General features: G+C 71.7%; 17 protein-coding genes. 11 read left to right on the top strand and 6 right to left on the bottom strand.

Annotated features, from left to right (window positions below):
- Positions 1 to 184: 184 nt before the first annotated feature.
- The gene (locus ACZ5WE_RS16740; protein WP_467688648.1) at positions 185 to 865 is read right to left on the bottom strand and encodes a hypothetical protein; all 681 of its coding nucleotides are present in this window, start codon (positions 863 to 865) and stop codon (positions 185 to 187) included.
- Between the two features lie 201 nt (positions 866 to 1,066).
- Positions 1,067 to 1,306, bottom strand: a complete 240-nt coding sequence (locus ACZ5WE_RS16745; protein ID WP_467688650.1) for a chaplin — start codon at positions 1,304 to 1,306, stop codon at positions 1,067 to 1,069.
- A 370-nt stretch (positions 1,307 to 1,676) separates the two neighbouring features.
- Here ACZ5WE_RS16745 and ACZ5WE_RS16750 point away from each other — a divergent pair, with 370 nt between their 5' ends.
- Genes ACZ5WE_RS16750 through ACZ5WE_RS16785 form a run of 8 tightly spaced genes read left to right on the top strand, consistent with a single transcriptional unit; the run spans position 1,677 to position 11,045 of the window.
- On the top strand, positions 1,677 to 2,825 hold the full coding sequence (locus ACZ5WE_RS16750) for a glycosyltransferase (RefSeq protein ID WP_467688652.1): 1,149 nt from the start codon (positions 1,677 to 1,679) through the stop codon (positions 2,823 to 2,825).
- On the top strand, positions 2,822 to 4,300 hold the full coding sequence (locus ACZ5WE_RS16755) for a sugar transferase (protein WP_467688654.1): 1,479 nt from the start codon (positions 2,822 to 2,824) through the stop codon (positions 4,298 to 4,300). Before ACZ5WE_RS16750 ends, ACZ5WE_RS16755 begins: the two co-directional genes overlap by 4 nt.
- A 20-nt stretch (positions 4,301 to 4,320) precedes the next feature.
- The gene (locus ACZ5WE_RS16760) at positions 4,321 to 5,706 is read left to right on the top strand and encodes an O-antigen ligase family protein (RefSeq protein ID WP_467689189.1); all 1,386 of its coding nucleotides are present in this window, start codon (positions 4,321 to 4,323) and stop codon (positions 5,704 to 5,706) included.
- Positions 5,703 to 7,355, top strand: a complete 1,653-nt coding sequence (gene murJ, locus ACZ5WE_RS16765; protein WP_467688656.1) for a murein biosynthesis integral membrane protein MurJ — start codon at positions 5,703 to 5,705, stop codon at positions 7,353 to 7,355. Before ACZ5WE_RS16760 ends, murJ begins: the two co-directional genes overlap by 4 nt.
- Positions 7,345 to 8,130 carry a polysaccharide deacetylase family protein gene (locus tag ACZ5WE_RS16770; protein ID WP_467688658.1) on the top strand — a complete coding sequence of 262 codons (786 nt, stop codon included), beginning with the start codon at positions 7,345 to 7,347 and terminating at the stop codon, positions 8,128 to 8,130. Before murJ ends, ACZ5WE_RS16770 begins: the two co-directional genes overlap by 11 nt.
- Positions 8,127 to 9,257 (top strand): glycosyltransferase, encoded by a 1,131-nt coding sequence (locus ACZ5WE_RS16775; RefSeq protein ID WP_467688660.1) that lies wholly within the window; start codon positions 8,127 to 8,129, stop codon positions 9,255 to 9,257. Before ACZ5WE_RS16770 ends, ACZ5WE_RS16775 begins: the two co-directional genes overlap by 4 nt.
- Entirely contained in the window at positions 9,257 to 9,916 is a 660-nt protein-coding gene (locus tag ACZ5WE_RS16780; protein ID WP_467688661.1) for a YveK family protein, read from the top strand. The genes ACZ5WE_RS16775 and ACZ5WE_RS16780 overlap by 1 nt, the downstream gene beginning before the upstream one ends.
- Positions 9,917 to 9,923: 7 nt before the next feature.
- A complete protein-coding gene (locus ACZ5WE_RS16785; protein ID WP_467688663.1) occupies positions 9,924 to 11,045 on the top strand; it encodes a GNAT family N-acetyltransferase in 1,122 nt (373 codons plus the stop codon).
- Positions 11,046 to 11,101: 56 nt separating this feature from the next.
- Here ACZ5WE_RS16785 and ACZ5WE_RS16790 read toward each other — a convergent pair whose 3' ends face one another.
- A complete protein-coding gene (locus ACZ5WE_RS16790; RefSeq protein WP_467688664.1) occupies positions 11,102 to 12,283 on the bottom strand; it encodes a glycoside hydrolase family 26 protein in 1,182 nt (393 codons plus the stop codon).
- Between the two features lie 130 nt (positions 12,284 to 12,413).
- Between ACZ5WE_RS16790 and ACZ5WE_RS16795 the strand changes: the two genes are divergently transcribed.
- Complete coding sequence (locus ACZ5WE_RS16795; protein WP_467688666.1) at positions 12,414 to 13,685, top strand: carboxylate--amine ligase; 1,272 nt, start codon at positions 12,414 to 12,416, stop codon at positions 13,683 to 13,685.
- Positions 13,678 to 14,958 (top strand): NAD(P)-binding domain-containing protein, encoded by a 1,281-nt coding sequence (locus tag ACZ5WE_RS16800; protein ID WP_467688668.1) that lies wholly within the window; start codon positions 13,678 to 13,680, stop codon positions 14,956 to 14,958. The genes ACZ5WE_RS16795 and ACZ5WE_RS16800 overlap by 8 nt, the downstream gene beginning before the upstream one ends.
- A 192-nt stretch (positions 14,959 to 15,150) precedes the next feature.
- On the opposite strand, the gene ACZ5WE_RS16805 is transcribed toward ACZ5WE_RS16800, so the two are convergent.
- From ACZ5WE_RS16805 to ACZ5WE_RS16815, 3 genes are all read right to left on the bottom strand, one after another.
- Complete coding sequence (locus ACZ5WE_RS16805; protein WP_467688670.1) at positions 15,151 to 16,029, bottom strand: chaplin; 879 nt, start codon at positions 16,027 to 16,029, stop codon at positions 15,151 to 15,153.
- Positions 16,030 to 16,125: 96 nt separating this feature from the next.
- On the bottom strand, positions 16,126 to 16,383 hold the full coding sequence (locus ACZ5WE_RS16810; protein WP_467689191.1) for a chaplin: 258 nt from the start codon (positions 16,381 to 16,383) through the stop codon (positions 16,126 to 16,128).
- A gap of 212 nt (positions 16,384 to 16,595) precedes the next feature.
- Positions 16,596 to 17,006 (bottom strand): rodlin, encoded by a 411-nt coding sequence (locus ACZ5WE_RS16815; RefSeq protein ID WP_467688672.1) that lies wholly within the window; start codon positions 17,004 to 17,006, stop codon positions 16,596 to 16,598.
- Between the two features lie 206 nt (positions 17,007 to 17,212).
- On the opposite strand from ACZ5WE_RS16815, the gene ACZ5WE_RS16820 reads away from it, so the two are divergent.
- Positions 17,213 to 17,623, top strand: coding sequence for a rodlin (locus tag ACZ5WE_RS16820; RefSeq protein ID WP_467688674.1), 411 nt, complete (start codon positions 17,213 to 17,215; stop codon positions 17,621 to 17,623).
- The last annotated feature ends 195 nt before the right edge of the window (positions 17,624 to 17,818 follow it).

Below are 17,818 nucleotides of genomic sequence, written 5' to 3' on the forward strand. Positions count from 1 at the left end.
ACGAGCGCTGTGTACGGCGGAAACTCTGTGCGGCGGAAATTCCCGGAACCCACCCGAACGAAGGCGGTGTCTCATTCTCCTATGAGATGGACGCGCCGACGGTGCTCGGATGGCGCGGATACAGACGTGAAATAGCCCGTCGCGCCGGCCGTGAAGGCCGACGCGACGGGAAAATGACAGGAGTTCAGGAAAGCGCGGGCGCTTGGGGCTGGTTGGCGCCGGCCGGCTGCTCCGGGGCCTTCGGCAGGGACGGCAGGCCTGCCAGGTCGGGGGCGGGGAGGCCGCCGCCGACCAGCGTGGCGGCGACGACGTTGACGAGGCCGGTGAGCACGGGCGGAACCGCGCCTGCCACCTTGGTCACGTCGCCGGCGGTGGACGCCTTGAGCAGCGCGTCCACCGTCTTCTGCAGCGCCTTCAGGGCATCGGCCTTCGGGTCGCCCGCCGCCTTGTCGGCATCAGAAGGGGCCTGGGAGAGCGTCGGCGTCTGCGGCAGCGCGGGGGATTCGGGAGCCGCCGGGGTCTCGGGGAGCCCCGGGGCCTTGGGGGGCACGGCCGCGGCCTGGGTGATGGCGTCCTTCGCCGGGGTGGCGAGCTTCGTGGCGTCCGCGGCGGGCAGTTGCCCCTTGTCGGCCTTGAGCACGGCGGAGAGCAGATCGGTGACCGGGGTGAGCACACCACCGACGTTGCCCAGGACCGTGACCTGGGCCAGCAGCTTTTCCGCGTCGGGGACCGGCTCGCGCGCCGCCTCCTGCGCGCGGCCATGCGAAGAGTCGCTCTCGGCTGCGATGACGGGACCGGCCGCCCCGAGGAGGAGTGAGGCACACAGGACGGTGGTCGCGATACGCCGTACGGGCAGAGCGCGCATGGATGTTCCCTTCGGTGATGCGTCTCGGTGATGCGTCGGATCTTGTGTTCACCGTGAAAGCGGTGGACACCGGCCGCAACCGAGCGACTGCCATTCGGGGGCATGGCGGCCGTTGGGGGTACAGACGAAGAACGCACGACGGCCGTCCTCCTCGGGGGAGAACGGCCGTCGCGAAGAACGTGCTGCGGTGCTGCTGAGGCGTCAGGAGTTGACGCAGGTGTTGCCGAACGCGGGGTTCAGCAGACCGATGACGTTGACGGTGTTGCCGCAGGCGTTGACCGGGATGTGGACCGGGACCTGGACGGCGTTGCCCGAGATGACGCCGGGGGAGTGGACAGCGGCCCCCTGGGCGCCGGCGTCGGCGGCGGCGATGCCGGCGCTGCCGGCCATGGCGGCCACGGCAACGGAGGAGAGGGCGAGGGCCTTCGCGGTACGCGACATGGAGAGTTGCTCCTTGGTCAGTTGATGCATCGGCAGGGCGGGGTGCCCGGCCCATGGATCAACGGACGTCGCCCGTGGGGGTTGTGGGCCCAAAAGGGTGATCTGTCGGCGCAGGGTTAACGAGACGGCCTCGCGACCGTGTTCGGGGGCGGCTGTGCGCGTTACGCACTTCACGTTTCCGACACACTTGTCAGCCTTCCTGGATTTATGCAGAAAGCGGCTAACGTTGCTCTCCTCCTGAAGCCATTTGAAAGAACAAGTGCGGGAAGTTACGAGCCGAGTGTGACTGTCGCATTGAATTCTCCCTCCTGGTTCGGAACCTTTCCCGAAAGGGCAACGCCGGTCATGCGTAATTCCGTGCGGCTCTCCAATGTCATCAACTGACCCCCGGCTGAGCGTCCTTCACGTCGCTCAGCCCGTCGACGGCGGAGTGGCCCGCGTGGTCACCGACCTGGTGAAGTCCCAGCTGTCCTCCGGGATGCGGGTCGACGTGGCGTGTCCGGACGAGGGCTGTCTGCCCCACGCCGTGCGCGGCCTGGGCTGCGGTACCCACAGGTGGGAGGCGACCCGCTCCCCGGGGGCCGGGCTACCGGGGGAAGTACGGCGCCTCGCCCGCATCATCGACGAGCTCGGGCCCGACGTCGTGCACGCCCACAGCGCCAAGGCCGGGCTGGTCGCCCGGCTCGCCCTGCGCGGCAAGGTGCCCACGGTCTTCCAGCCGCACGCCTGGTCCTTCGAGGCCGTCGGCGGTGTGACCGCGGGGCTCGCCCGGCGCTGGGAGCGCTTCGGGGCGCGCTGGGCCACGCACGTGGTCTGCGTCAGCGAGGCGGAGCGGCTCACCGGGCAGCGGGCCGGGATCCAGGCGTGCTGCTCCGTGATTCCGAACGGGGTGGACGTCGAGCGCTTCCGTCCGATGGCCGCGCGGACGGCGCGGACCGCTCTGGGTCTTGCCGAGCGGGAGCCTCTGGTGGTGTGCGTGGGGCGGCTGTGCCGGCAGAAGGGGCAGGACGTCCTGCTGCGGGCCTGGGCCGCCGTCGCCGAGCGGATGCCGCGCGCCCGGCTCGTTCTCGTCGGGGACGGGCCTGACGCGGCCGGTCTGCGCGAACAGGCGCCCGCCTCCGTGCGGTTCGTCGGAGATGTCCGGGACGCCACCCCCTGGTACCGGGCGGCCGACCTCGTGGTCCTGCCGTCCCGGTGGGAGGGCATGGCACTCGTACCCCTGGAGGCGATGGCCTGCGCCCGGCCCGTGGTGGTCACCGACGTGGACGGGGCGCGCGAGAGCCTGCCGCCCGCACTCGTGCCCCACGGGCTCGTGCCCGTGAAGGACCCGGAGGCGCTGGCGCGAGCCCTCGTCGGGCTGCTCGGCGATCCGGCCCTCCGCGAGGCCCTCGGCCGTGCAGCGCACCGCCACGTTCTGAACACCCACGATGTGCGGCACACCGCGGACGCTGTCGCGGCCGTGTACCGCGAGCTACTGGGCGTGGGGCCCATCAAGTGCAGGGAGTCCAGCAACCCGTGAGTGCGGAACGAACCGTCGCCCCTGCCGCGCAGCCACGGGCGGCCGACCATGCCATCGCCACCGCCTCGGTCATTCCTCCCCGCGGGGCCGGGGGCGGCCGCAGGACGAGCATCAAATGGGGGGCTTCGGCACGCCGCTCATCGGCCCTGCCCCTGTTCGCCGTCGACTGCAGCGCCGCCCTCCTCGGCACCGTGCTGCTCACCGCTCCGCAGCGCCACCCCCTCCTGGTGGCCTTGCTGCTTGCCGGGGTGACCGGCCTGAACGCACGCGCCGCGCTGTACCGCCCGCTCGCCGTGCCCAGCGCCCTCGACGAACTGCCGTCGCTGGCCTGGCAGGCCCTGCTGAGCTGGTGCGCCGTGGGGCTCCTGGCCGCGAGCGTGACCGTACTGAGCCCGCTCTCCCTCACCACCCTGTGCACGGCGGCGGCGCTCCAGAGCGTGCTGTGCTGCGCGGGCCGCGGCGCCCTGTACTGGTGGGCGCGCAGGGCGGCGCTCCGGCAGCCGCGCCCGGCCCTGGTGGTCGGCCCCGGCACCGTCGCGCGGCGCGTGGCGGACGCGGTCCTGCGCCATCCGCGGGCCGGGGTGCGTCCCGTGGGCATCGTGGGGGACGCGCCCGCCGAGCGCACGGAGTCGGAGGGGGCGGAACTGCCGGTGCTCTCCACGATCGAGGAGCTGCGCCGCGCGGTCATCCAGAACGCCGTACGCACCGTCCTGGTCGTCGGACCGACCCCGGCTCCCGAGCAGATCGGGTGGCTGCGGACGCTGAGCGGTGCGGGCTGCGACGTATGGGCGATCGACGCGACGCAGCCGCCGGGCTACGACGCGCCGGGGCGGCAGGCCAGATCCGCGCGGCTCGCGGGGTTCCCCTGCCGTCCGCTCGTGCCCGTGCGGCGCAGGCACTTCAGCGTCAGCAAGCGCGGCCTGGATCTCGTGACGTCGGGGATCCTGCTGCTGCTCATCAGCCCTGTGCTCGTGGCGTGCGCCGCGGTCCTGCGGGCCACCGACGGCCCCGGGGTGCTCTTCCGGCAGGAGCGCATCGGCAAGGACGGGCGGCCGTTCACCCTGCTGAAGTTCCGCACGCACCGCCCCGCCGACCCGCACGAGGCCGCGACCCGGTGGACCGTCGCGGGCGAGCAGCGCATGAGCCGGTTCTGCCAGTTCCTGCGCCGTACGTCGCTCGACGAGCTTCCACAGCTGTGGAACGTCCTGCGAGGTGACATGAGCCTGGTCGGGCCGCGCCCCGAACGCCCGTACTTCGTCGGCAAGTTCAGCCAGACCTACCCCGGTTACGCGGAGCGCCACCGCATGCCGACCGGCATCACCGGGCTCGCCCAGATCCAGGGGCTGCGGGGCGACACCTCGATCGAGGACCGGTGCCGGTTCGACAACGCCTACATCGACAGCTGGTCGTTCTGGCAGGACCTCTGCATCCTGCTGCGCACCGCCGCATCCCTCGTACGTCCGACGGGGAGCTGACCCGGTTGAACGCCGCCCCGATCACGATCTTCCCGGCCGGGTCACCGGCCGCGGCACTGTCGTCGGCACTCCGAAGCGCCGGACCTGTGCTGCCCGTCGTGGCCCTGGTCGCCCTGCTCGCGCTGCCCGCGGCGCCGGGCGACGGCGGTTCCGGAGGCGGCACCGTCGCCGACGCCGTCTCCGCCCTGGTCGTGCTCTGGTGCGTGGCCCGCACCGTGCGCGCGGCACGTCGGCCGCTGACGCGGACCGCCGCCGTCGTGCTCGGTATGCCGGTGCTCGGCATCGCCGTCGCGGCGGTCGGCGCGAGCACCGTGTCCGCCGGGACGACCGGCCTGGTGCGCTACCTCCAGATCTTCGTCCTCGTACCGGCCGCGGTCCTCATGCTCGTCCGTGACCGCCGTGATTTCCGCCTGGTGGCCTGGTCCCTCATCGCCCTCGCCCTCTTCCAGGGCTCGGTCGGCGTCTACCAGTACGTCACGGGGACGGGCGCCAGCTACATGGGTTCGGACGTACGGGCCGTGGGGACCTTCGGCCCGACGGACGTCATGGGAATGTCGACCGTGGTGTCGTACGGCCTGGTCTGCGCGGTCGCCCTCGCGCTCGGCCCGGCATCCCCGGGGCAGCGACAGACGGGACCGGCGCAGCGTCGGGTTCGGCTGAGCCAGCGTCAGGTGGCGCTGGTGTGCGCGCTGCTCCTGGTCGTTCCGCTAGCGCTCTCCTTCAGCCGCGGCGCCTGGATCGCCACCGTCGTGGCGTGCGGCGCGCAGCTGGGCCTCGCGGGGGTACGGAACGCGCTGCGGGCCCTCGCGGCGGTGGCGGCCGCCGCCGTGGTCCTCGTGGGCGGGTTCGGCATCGGCACGCAGCTGCTGCAGGAGCGCGTCACCAGCATCACGCAGGTGACCGACGCCCCCGACCAGTCGGTCACCGACCGGTACACCATGTGGGCCGCGGCGGCGGACATGTGGCGTGGCGAGCCGGTGACGGGCGTGGGGCTCAAGGCCTTCCCCGACCACCGCGACAGCCACGCCTCGCTCGCCCTCTCCTCGGCCAGTGACACCGCGGGCGCGGGCGCGAAGTTCAGCCGCCAGCCGCTGCTCTCCCCGCACAACATGTATCTGCTCGTCCTCGGCGAGCAGGGGCTGCTCGGCCTGTGCACGCTGGTGGGCAGCTGGGCGGCCTTCCTGCTGCTCGGCCTGCGGCGGCTCACCCGGGTGCGCGGGGGCCCCGGCGCGGACTGCGCGCTCGTCGCGTGCGGCCTGCTCCTGTGGCAGCTGGTGGACTTCTCGTACGCCGACATCGGCGGGCCCTCGACGGTGCTCACGGCCGTGGTTCTCGGGCTCGTGGCCTGGTGGGCGCTGTCCGGCCGCGCCCTGTGCGCCCCGAGGCCGGGGGAGGTCCCGCGATGACCTCGACGACGCACTCCGTGGACGCGGCACCCGGCGGCAAGGTGCCCGCTCCGGCCACCGAGGCCGGGCCCGCCGAGGGCGCCGACCCCTCCAACGGCTTTCTCGCCAAGGCCGCCCTGGTCACCGCGGTCCTCACGGTGGCCGGATCGGTGCTCGGGCTCGTGCGCGACCAGGCGCTTGCCCACTTCTTCGGGGCGGGCTCCGAGACCGACGCCTTTCTCGTCGCGTGGACCGTCCCCGAGGTGGCCACCACCCTGCTCATCGAGGACGGCCTCGCGTTCGCCCTCGTACCCGCCTTCAGCATGGCGCTCGCCCGCCGCGGCCAGGGCGCGCGCCGCGACCCGGTCCGCGCCCTGGTGGCCGCGTCGCTGCCCCGGCTGATGCTGGCCTCCGGGGCCGTCGCGCTGATCCTGATGGCCGGTGCGCCGGCCTTGGTGGAGTTCCTCGCGCCGGGCCTGCCCGACCCGGGGCTCGCCGTGGACTGCACGCTCCTCACCGCCACCTGCGTCTTCACGTTCGGCCTCGCCGGCTACTGCAGCGCGGCCCTGCGCGCCCACCGCAGGTTCGTGGCCCCCGCGGGCATCTACGTCTTCTACAACGTCGGCATCATCACCGCCGTCTTCTTCCTCGCCCCCCGCTACGGGGTCCGGGCGGCAGCGCTTGGCGTCGCGGTCGGCGGCGTACTCATGGTGCTCGTCCAGGCCCCCTCGCTCTGGCGGCAGCTCACCCGGGACACGGCGGACGCGCCCGACGCGAGCCCGGCGGGTCCCTCGGCCCCCGCGCTGATGGGCAGCACCCTCATCGCCACCGTGCTGCTGTTCGCGCTGTGCCGGCAGTCGCAGGTGCTCATCGAGCGCTTCCTTGCCTCCTCGCTGCCCTCGGGAGCCATCTCGCACCTCAACTACGCGCAGAAAGTGGCGCAGGTGCCGATGATCCTCTCCCTGATGCTGTGCACGGTCACGCTCCCCGTCGTCGCGCGGGCCCTGGCAGACGGCGACGTCAAACGCGCCAGGTCGCGCGTCGAGCGGGACCTCGGCCTGGCCGGCTGTGTGGTGCTTCTCGGCACCGCCGCGGTCATCGCCTGCGCGCCGCAGCTCATCCAACTCCTGTTCCAGCGGGGTGCGTTCACCGCGGAAGACACCGTCGCAACGGCGGCCGTGATGCGCGTGTACGCCCTGGGGCTCCTGGGACACACGCTGGTCGGGGCGCTCACCCGCTCCTACTTCTCCGGCGGGCGTGCCACCTGGTACCCGCTGGGCGCGATGGCGGTCGGGATCACCGCGACCGCGGGGATCGGCAGCTGGACGGTGGACCTGTGGGGCGTACGCGGCATCGCGCTCGCCAACGCGGTGGGGATCAGCGTCACGGCCTGCGTGCTGCTGTGCGGGATGGGCCCGCGCAACGTGCCGATCCGGGTCCGCAAGGTGGTGGGCGAACTGCTCAAGCCGGTGGCCGCGACGGTGTGCGCCACCGGGGCCGGCTGGGCCCTCGCGAGCCGCGTCGACTCGCCGTTGCCCGCCTTCGCCGCCGGTTCCTCGACCGTCCTCGCCGTCTTCGTCCTGGTGCTCTGGGCCCTGAAGGCGCAGGGCTTCGAGCCCGTCATCCGCTCCGTCACATCCGCCACACGAAAGCTCACGCATGTCCGTTGACACAGCACTCGGTGAGACCCCCCGTTCCCGGCGCATGCGGCACTGGCTGCCCGAAGCGCCGACGTGGGTGGCGATGTACCACTCCGTGGACAACTGCGCGGACGACCCCTACAAGATCACCGTCTCGCCCGAACGCCTCGCGGCCCAGCTGCGCTGGCTGCGGCGGCAGGGCCTGCGCGGGGTGAGCATGTCGCGGCTCCTCACGGCGCGCGCCCGCGGCGAGGGACGTGACCTGGTCGGCCTCACCTTCGACGACGGTTACACCGACTTCGTCACCCACGCCCTGCCCCTCCTGCACCGCTACGACTTCGACGCCACCGTCTTCGTGCTCCCCGGCCGCCTCGCGGGCGACAACGCGTGGGATCCGCTGGGCCCGCGCAAACCGCTCCTCGGCGCCGAGGGCATCCGCCGGGCAGCCGCCGAGGGGATGGAGGTCGCCTCGCACGGCCTGACACACGTCGACCTCACCCGGGCGGACGACCGGCTGCTCTGGCAGGAGACCAGCGGCAGCCGGGTCGCCCTGTCCGACCTCATCGGCCGCGAGGTCGAGGGCTTCTGCTATCCGTACGGCACCATCGACCAGCGCGTCGTCGAGACCGTACGAGCGGCCGGCTACCGCTACGCGTGTGCGATCTCCCCGGGGCCCCTGACCGGAGTGCACGCCCTGCCGCGCGTCCACATCGGGCAGGAGGACACCGCCCTGCGGCTCCAGCTGAAGCTGCGGCTCAACCGGCTGCGCCGCCGTACGGTCCGCGAACCGGCGGTGGGCGAATGAGAGCCCTGCACATCATCACCGGCCTGGGAGTCGGCGGCGCCGAGCAGCAACTGCGCCTGCTCCTGCGCCACTTGCCCGCCGCCTGTGACGTCGTGACCCTCACCAATCCGGGGCCGGTCGCCGACGGACTGAGCGCCGACGGGGTGCGCGTCATCCACCTGGGCATGTCCGGCAACCGTGACCTGGGCGCGGTGCCCCGCCTCGCGAGGGTGATCCGGGGTGGCGGCTACGACCTCGTGCACACCCACCTGTACCGCGCCTGCCTCTACGGGCGCATCGCCGCCCGCCTGGCCGGGACGCGCGCCGTCGTGGCCACCGAACACTCCCTCGGCGATTCGCAGATGGAGGGGAGGCCGCTGACCGCGGGCGTCCGCGCGCTGTATCTGACGGGCGAGCGGCTGGGGCGGGCCACGGTGGCGGTCTCCCCGTCCGTCGCCGAGCGGCTCAGCCGGTGGGGGGTGCCCCGGCAGCGCATCCACGTCGTGCCGAACGGCATCGACGTCGAGCGGTTCCGCTTCGACCCCCGGGCCCGGATCGCGGCACGCCGTCAACTGGGGCTCCCCGACGAGGCGTTCGTGGTGGGCGGGGTCGGCCGCCTCGCCCCCGGCAAGCGCTTCGATGTCCTGCTGCACGCCCTGGCCGCGCTGCCCAAGGACGTACGCGTACTACTGGTCGGCGGCGGACCCGACGAGGACAGGCTGCGCGCTGCGGCGGCCCAACTGGGCGTGGCGGAACGGGTGGTGTTCGCGGGGGAGCGGCCTCATCTGTCCACCGGGGCGAGCGACCTGCCCGCGCTCCTGGCCGCGATGGACGTCCTCGCGTCGCCGTCGCCCGAGGAGGCCTTCGGCCTTGCCGTCGTGGAGGGTCTCGCCGCCGGGCTGCCGGTGCTCTACGTCCGGTGCCCCGCCGTCGAGGACCTTCCGCCGGGTGCGGCCGCCGGCGCCGAGCGCGTCGCGGGCGATCCGGATTCCTTCGCGCGGGCGCTGTTGCGGGTCCGGTCGGCGGGGTCACGGCCGCGCCTCCCCCAGGAGGCCGCGCGCCACTACAGCATCACCCGCAGCGCAGCACAGCTGATGCACGTATACGAGGCAGCTGCCTCCGGCTCGACCCCGAGAGTGAGTTCCTGATGACCGATACCCTCAGCAGGCGGTTCCGCCCGGCCGACGCGGCCCCGATGCTGGCCCGTGTGAAGCGACTGCCCGCGTGGTGGCTCCTGCCCGCCGGCGCCGCGCTCGGCGCCCTCACCGGCGGTCTGTACGGCGCGGTCAAGACACCCGAGTACACCGCGACCAGCTATGTGATCGCCGTCCCGCAGAAGGGCTCCGACCCCACCGCCGCGCTGGGCTTCGCCACGGCGTACGGCCGGGTCGCCACACAGCTCGCGGTGCTCGGCGACGCGCAGGTGGAGTCGGGCGTCTCGCCCCGGACGCTGCGCGAGAGCGTGCGGGCGGCCACATCGCCCGACGCCCCGATGATCTCCATCTCGGCGACCGCGGCCAAGCCCGGCAAGGCGGCCGACATCGCCAACGCGGTGTCCCGCTCGCTGACCAACAACGCGAACCACACCAAGGACAGCACGCAGGTACGCCTCCTGCAGCTCTCCCGGGCGGTGAAGCCCGAGGCCCCCGCGTCGGCGACGGCGCCCATGACCGCCCTGGTGGGCGCCTGCGCCGGAGGTCTGCTGGGCGGGCTCGCCCTCCTGGTGCGCCCCCGTCGCGGCGAGGACACGCCGTCGGCCGCGGTGCCCGGCCCCGCCCAGTCCGCCGATCTCAACCGGGACAGGTGAGGGGGGGGTGGCCGACAACGCCCTGACCGTCGAACTCTGCACGGAGGAGGCGGAGTTCGGGGGGCTCGCAACGGCGTGGGCCCGGCTCCACCGACGGTGCCGGACGGCGACGCCGTTCCAGAGCCACGCGTGGCTGCACTCGTGGTGGCTCTCCTACGGCACGCGCGGACGGCTCCGCGTGGTCCTCGTGCGCAGGCACGGTGAACTCGTCGCCGCCGCGCCGCTGATGCGCGCGTACGTCCCGCTCCCGGTGCTCGTGCCGCTGGGCGGCGCGATCTCCGACTTCGCCGACGTGCTGCTCGACGACGCGTTCGCCGACGAGGCAGCGGACGCGCTGGCCGACGGCCTGTCGGAGCTGGCCCGCGGCGCCCTGATCGACTTCCGCGAGGTCCGGTCGGGAGCCGCGGTGGAGCGTATCTACGAACGCTGGCGCGGGCCCCGGCTCCGGCTGGCGGACTCGGTCTGCCTGGAGCTGCCCGCGGCGTCGATGGAGGAGCTGCTCGGGCGGCTGCCCGCGCCCCGAGCACAGCGGGCGCGCGCCAAGATCCGGAAGCTGGACGCGCTCGGCGTCGAGCGGCGGGTCGTACGGCACGACGAGGTGGACGCCTCGGTACGCACCCTGCTGCACCTGCACCAACTGCAGTGGCAGGGGCGCAAGGTGACGCCCGAACACCTCCAGCCGCGGTTCTCCGAGCACCTGATCAGGTCGGTCGGGCTCATGGTCAGTCAGGGCGACGCGGTGGTCACCGAGTTCCGGCTCGACGACGCCGTGGTGGCCGCCGATCTGACCCTGCTCTCGCCCCATCTGGTCGGCGGGTATCTGTACGGGGCGCATCCGCGGCTGCGGGAGCGGAAGGTGGACGTGGCGACGATGCTCCTGAACTCCTGTGCGGAGCACGCCGAGGGCGACCGGCGCCGAGTCCTCAGCCTCCTGCGCGGCAACGAACCGTACAAGCACCACTGGCGCCCCGACGAAGCCACCAACCACCGGCTGCTGCTCGCCCGAAGGCGCACCGTCCCCGTGCTGCGGGCCGCCGCGTGGGAGGCGGCGGCCCGCAGCCGGGGCAAGGAGTTCCTGCGCGAACGCCGCGAACGCCGGGAACGCCGGGAGCGCCGGGACTGTTCCTGACGAGAACGCCAGGAACGGTCCTGATCAGTTCCTGACCAGTCCTGCCCGGAGCCCGCCTACGACCGCTTGTACCAGTCGAGGCGCATGCACAGCTTGCCGCCGAGCCAGTGCTCGACCCAGTCGCCCAGGTTCAGCGGGGAACAGTTCGGCGGTGTCGTGGGCTTCGTCGGCTCGGGGGTCGGCTCGGTGTCCTTGCGGCCGAAGAGCAGCGCCCGGTAGGCCTTGGACGACTTGGGATTGTCGTCGCACTGCCACACGCCGTGCGGGCAGTAGTCGGTGACGGTGTTGTACAGCGGCTTGTGCTCGTCCATCCAGGCGAGCATTTTCCGCATGTACTCCTCGTTGTCGCCGTTACGGAAAAGGCCCCACTCCGGGTAGGAGATCTCCTTGCCGTGGGCCTCAGCGAATTCCACGTGCTGTCGCAGGCCGTACGGCTCGCTGACCTGCTCGGCGAAATCGGTTCCCGATGGCTGGTCGTACGAGTCCATGCCGACGATGTCCACGACGTCGTCACCCGGATAGCACTGCGTCCAGGGAATGGCGTCCCGGCCCCTGTTCGGCGTGAAGTCGAACTTGAACTTCTGGCCCGGCACCGAACGCATTGTCGTGACGATGCGTTTCCAGTACTTCTTCCAGGACTCCGGGTCGGGGCCGCATCGATGGGTGTACGTGGTGCCGTTCATTTCCCAGCCGAGCACCACCACGGTGTCCGGAACGTCGAGCTTCACGAGCCGCTCGGCGAGGGCGCGGTAATGCTGGTCGAATTCCCCGGCGGCGCCCCGGCGGAGCAGCGAACGGACCTCCCAGTCGCCGACGTGTTCCTCGTTGCGCTCCATCATGGGGACGTTGAGCACGAAGAGCCGGTCGTCCTTCTCGCGCCGCCACTGGGCCCAGCTCTCGAGGAAGTTCGGGGCCCCCTCGATATTGCTCCACCGATCGCCCGGCAGGTAGGTGTGCCCCACGCGCAGCTCGGCGCCGCCCAGCCATGTGCTGAGCTCGGTCATGCGCTCCACGCCCTGGGGCCCGTAGGTGAGGTAGGCCCCGAACGCGGGGGCGTTGATCGGGGACGTCGGTGATGTGGGGGACGTGGGGGACGTGGGGGACGTGGGGGTCGGACCGGGGTCCTGTCCGGCTCCCCACGCGTAGCCAGGTCCGACGGCGAGCGCTGCTGATACGACGATTCCGGTGGCAACGAATGCCGGCCGTTTACGGGTGGTCCGGCGTCTCTGCAAGGCCATGGCCGCTCCTCATGCTGCTCCTTCGTCCACTGACACTCAGTCATATGTATTTCTATTGCGCCAATCGAGCCCCTAATCCTTTGGGCGTGCCCATCGCCCGCATGGGGGATCGAATTGAGAGGATTCGGCCGTGCTAACTCTCGACACCCGGGTCCCCGCGGTTCTGCTGCGGATCGACCGGAACCCCTTTCATCACGGCACGCTCGGAGCTGTTCGGTCTTTGGGCCGTGCGGGAGTGGAGGTACACGTAGCGGCCTCGGATTCCGTGGGGAGCCCGGTGCGCGAATCCCGATATCTGCACCAGACGCATCCTCCGCCACTGCCGGGCGCCTCACTCCAGGAGGTCGCCGTCGTGTTGCGCCGCATCTCCCACCGGGTGGCAAGGCCCGCCGTGCTCATTCCGATGGACGACGCGGGCGCCCTCGCGATCGGGCGCCTGCACAAAGAGCTGGCCGACATCTATCTCCTGCCGGACCAGCCGAGCGGACTCGCGGAACGGGTGGCCGACAAGGCGACGCTGGCCCAGCTGTGCGCCTCGGCCGGCATCCCGCACCCGGTGACGCTCCTGCCGGAGTCCGCGGCCCAAGCGGCAGCCGCCGTGCGGCAGTTGGGGCTCCCCGTGGTAGCGAAATGGAGCCGCCCGTGGCTGGTCCCCGGCGCCACGGGCCTGCGTAGCACGGTTCTGGTGCGGTCGGCGCGTCAGGTCCAGGAGCTCTACCGGCGGAGCGAGGAGGCGGGCAGCCGCCTCCTGCTGCAGGCGTTCCTGCCGGGCGGCTCCGGCCGCGACTGGTTCGTCCACGGATACGTCGACCGGAAGGGGGCCGTGCGCGGCGGCGGCACCGGGCGCAAGCACCGCGCCTGGCCCCGCGGGGCGGGCCTGACGGCGGTGGGCGAGTGGACACCCGACCCCGGCCTGCGGGCCGGCGTGGACAGACTGGTCGCCACCCTCGGCTACCGGGGGATCTTCGACCTCGACTTCCGGGTGGACGCCGCGACGGGCGAGCACTGCCTGCTCGACTTCAACCCGCGGCCCGGCGCCCAGTTCCGCCTTTTCGCCGACGGGGCCGACCTGGACGTGGTGCGCGCCCAGCACCTGGACATGACACACCGGCCGCTGCCGGCCGCCGCCGTACTCCCGGGCCGCTCCTTCGTCGTGGAGAACTACTCACCGCTGGCCGCCGTGCGCGTCCTGATCACGGCCGGGCCCGCCGCCACCGCGCCGCACCGCCGCGAACTGGCCTGGCACGCCCAGGACGACATGGCTCCCGCGCGTGCCATGTGGGTGCTGTGGTGCCGCCACGTGACGCGGCGGCTGGTCGGTCGACTGCGGCGGACGGTACGCCCCGCCGCGCCGACGACGCCCGTACCGATGACGAGAGAACGAGCAGTCGCCGATGCATGACCTGTTGGTTGTCGGAGCCGGCCCCTACGGGCTCTCCATCGCGTCACACGCCGCCGACGCCGGACTCGACGTACGCGTCCTCGGCCGGCCCATGGCGTCCTGGCGCGACCACATGCCGCGGGGGATGTTCCTGAAGTCGGAGCCCTGGGCGTCGAACCTCTCCGACCCGCGCCGCCGCTACAGCCTCGCCGCGTACTGCGAGCGCAACGGGACGCGAGCCCGGCACGGCGAACCGATCTCCGTGGAGACGTTCGCCTCGTACGGCCTGTGGTTCGCACGGCACGCCGTACCGGACGTCGACCAACGCATGGTGGCGTCGGTCGGGGCCTGCTCCGGGGGCTTCGAGGTGGTCACCGATGACGGTCGGACCGTCCGCGCCCGCACGGTGGCCCTGGCCGTCGGTGTGATCCCCTTCGTCGAAATCCCCCCGGTGCTGCACGGGCTCGGCACGGAGCACGTCTCGCACAGCAGCCACCACCGTGACCTGAACCGCTTCCGCGGCCGGGACGTCACCGTGATCGGCGGCGGCCAGGCCGCCCTGGAGACCGCGGCGCTCCTCGCCGAACAGGGAACGCGCGTCCGGGTCCTGGCCCGGTCGCGGCGGCTGAGCTGGAACAGCGTGCCCCCGGCGTGGAAGCGTCCGTGGTGGGAGTCCACCCGCGCTCCGCACAGCGGCCTCGGCTGCGGATGGCGCAACTGGTTCTACGCCGAGGTGCCGGGCGGCTTCCGGCGGCTGCCCGAGGCCACGCGCGCCCGAGTCCTTGCGGCGGCGCTCGGGCCGGCGGGGGCCTGGTGGGTGCGTGAGCGGGTCGAGTCACGCGTCGAGGTGCTGCTCGACCACGAGGTCGTCACGGCGTCGGCAGCGGCGGGTCGCGTGCGGCTCGCGACCGTGGGCAACGCGTGCGGCGGCCCGGACTTCGAGACCGACCACGTCATCGCGGCCACCGGCTTCAGGGCCACAAGCGCGCGCCTTGGCCTGCTGGCCCCGGACCTGCGCGGCAGCCTGGCGGTGAACGCCGCAGGGGAGCCCTGCGCCTCCGCCGAGTTCGAGTCCTCGTACCCCGGTCTGTTCCTCGCGGGCCTGGTGACGGCGTCCAGCTTCGGCCCGGCCATGCGCTTCGTGCACGGCGCCTCCTTCACGGCGGGCCGGCTGGTACGGGGCGTTCGGCGCAGCCTCCGGCGGGGGCCGGGACACCCCCGCGGCCGTCAAGCGCCGAGCGGCTCTCCCGCATCCCGGGAACTCGATCAGGTGATGCCATCGGCGAACGGGTGAATCGGTTCTTCGTCTGCGGCGATCAAGTGGTGGACTCTGTCGTCATGGGACGGGCCTGGTTGCCCTCCGCCAGCCGTCGGCGTCTTCGCCGTAGGTCGGCAACACCCCCCTTCGCGGGCCGGCCCCCCTCCCCTTCTGGCGGGGAAGAGACCCTCGGGTGTCTCTTCCCCGCCAGTGGCTTGTCCGGGCGTCCTAGCGGCCGGATGCAGCGCGCCCGCGGCGGTACAGGATCCCCCCGCCGACCAGCAGAGCGGCGCTGGCCGCCGCGGCGGCCAGGAGGTCCTGGTCGCTCCCGGTCTCAGCGAGCCGAGTGGACGCGTGCTGCGCCTCGTGGGCGGCCGACGGCAGCTGCCGAGCGGTCGAGGACGCGACGTACTGCGGTGGCTGACCGGCCTTCACCGGCGGGATGGCGCGGTCGGTCGGCGTCTCGGCCGCCCGGGGAGGCATCTCGTGTGAGGGAGGCGTCTCGGGCGAGTGAGGCGTCTCGTGCCGCGGGGGCGTCGGCGCGGACGCTCCGGTGGCGCAGCCGTTGCCGGCGGCCGGGTTGAGCAGACCGATCACGTCCACGGTGTTGCCGCAGGCCTTGACCGGGACGTCCGCGGGCGCCTGTGCGTTGTTGCCCGACAGGATGCCGGGCGAGTTGCTTGCCTCGCTCCGCGCCAGTGACTGGCTGCCCGCGTGCGTGCCCGGGTATGTGTCCGAGTGGGTGTCCCTGTCCGGGGTGTGGCCGTAACCCGGCCCGTCGTCCGTACGGGTGGACGCTCGCTGCGGGGTCGCCGCGTGCTGCGTCGCCGCGTGCCGCGGAGCACCGGCGTGCTCCTTGTGGGAACCCCCGGCGTTCGCGCAGTTGTTGCCCATGGCGGGATTGCCCACGCCGACCACGTTCGCGCTGTTGCCGCAGGCGTTCACCGGCACCTCCACGGGGGCCTGCACGCTGTTCCCCGACAAGATTCCGGGCGAATTCGCCGCCACGGCGTCCCCGCCCGCGGCGAACGCGGTCGAGCCGGACAGGGAGAGGATGCTGCTCGCGGCCGCGGTCGCGAGCATCCCTTTACCAATGACCTGTCGCATCTAGTTGTCTTTCTCTGAGCAGTGGAAAGCCGGCCTTGGAGGCGTAGCGACGCTCCAAGGCCGGCCATGAAAAGCAGCCTGTGGCTGGGTGCTACCTCAGACGTTGGCGCAGGTGTTGCCGAACGTCGGGTTCAGCAGGGCGATCACGTCGACGGTGTTGCCGCACACGTTGAGCGGAACGTGCAGCGGGACCTGGACGATGTTGCCGGAGAGAACGCCCGGGGACCCGACGGCCGCGGCCTCGGCGCCGGAGTCGGCGAACGCGGGGGCCGCCATGCTCATGGCCATCACGACACCAGCGATGATCGTTGCGCTCTTCTTGTGCTTCACAGAAGTTCCCTTCTCTGTGGTCATGCCGATCTGGCAGTCGAAACCGAGCGAGCTCTTCATGTACGTCTCGCACCATGACCCGCAGTTGGCAAACGAGTTGACGGTCCGGAAGAAACCGCCGGTTTCGACCGATCGGGAAATTCACCCGAATTACCGCATTCAAAAATGAAGAAGCCCGGGCTGCCGGCCACGCCTTGCGGCGGGCAGGCAGCCCGAGCGCTTCTCACGCCGGCAGATCAGCCGTTGCGCTCACCGTTCCCGGAGAGGACCGGGATGTCGTTCAGGATGTGCGACAGCGGCTCGTCGCCCTTGGCCTGCGTCGAGTTCTCGGTGCACTGCTGGTTCTGCGGCGCCGACAGGATCGGGATGTCCTGGACACCGACGTTCACGAGTCCGACGAGTGAGGTGAGGTTCGCCTTGACCGGCAGGCCGACACAGGGCTTGTTCAGCGAACCCTGGACGAGGGAGAGCTGGGGGCTCATGTCGCCGTGCGTCGCGGAGTTGCCGTACGCCTGCTGGGCACCGTTGCCGCTGAGGGAGGTGGTGCCGTGGTCGTCACCGATGGCCAGCGCCGACGGGGCCGCGGCAGCGGACATACCGACGACGGAAACGGCAACTGCCGCCGTGGCCATAGCCTTCTTCATCATTTTGTGTGTTCCTTTTCTGGCAGAAGCTCGAGTCACTGCGAGCTGACCAACCGGTCGGCGTGAGTTTGAGTTTCGGGGCTTCACTCGGTTGGGGTCGGTGTCGGCCTCGCATTGGGCCATCAGAGTGAATCGGAGCAACTATGCGCAGGGCGTGGAGTTAATCAGAGCGCTCCGGCGAACGGGGTTTCTCCAGAAGGGAATTACTTGTGATCAAGAAGGGTATGGCTGCAGCCGCGGTTGCCGTCTCCGTCGTCGGCATGTCGGCCGCCGCAGCTCCGTCGGCCATGGCGATCGGTGACGACCACGGCACCACGTCGCTCAGCGGCAACGGTGCCAAGCAGGCCTACGGCAACTCCGCCACGTACGGCAACATGAGCCCGCAGATGGCACTGATCCAGGGTTCGCTGAACAAGCCCTGCATCGGTCTCCCGGTCAAGGCGAACCTCACCTCGCTCGTCGGACTCGTGAACGTCGGTGTCCAGGACATCCCGATCCTGTCGGCGCCGCAGAACCAGCAGTGCACCGAGAACTCGACGCAGGCCAAGGGCGACGAGCCGCTGTCGCACATCCTCTCCGACATCCCGGTCCTCTCCGGGAACGGTAAGGCCAACCACTGATACCCCCACGCATCGCACAGCGGGCCGCCGTTCACCGGCGGCCCGCTGCCGTGTTCCGCACCCTTCGCGCCGTCAGCCACGCGGCCAGGGATCGTGCGACATGAGGGCTCGCCATTCCTGGTCGAGACGGCCCGGAACGGTTCTTCCCTGCCTTGCCCAGGAATCCTGCAGCGACGTGAAGATGGGGTCATCGAC

It is taken from the genome of Streptomyces sp. NPDC033180 (genome assembly GCF_055577645.1).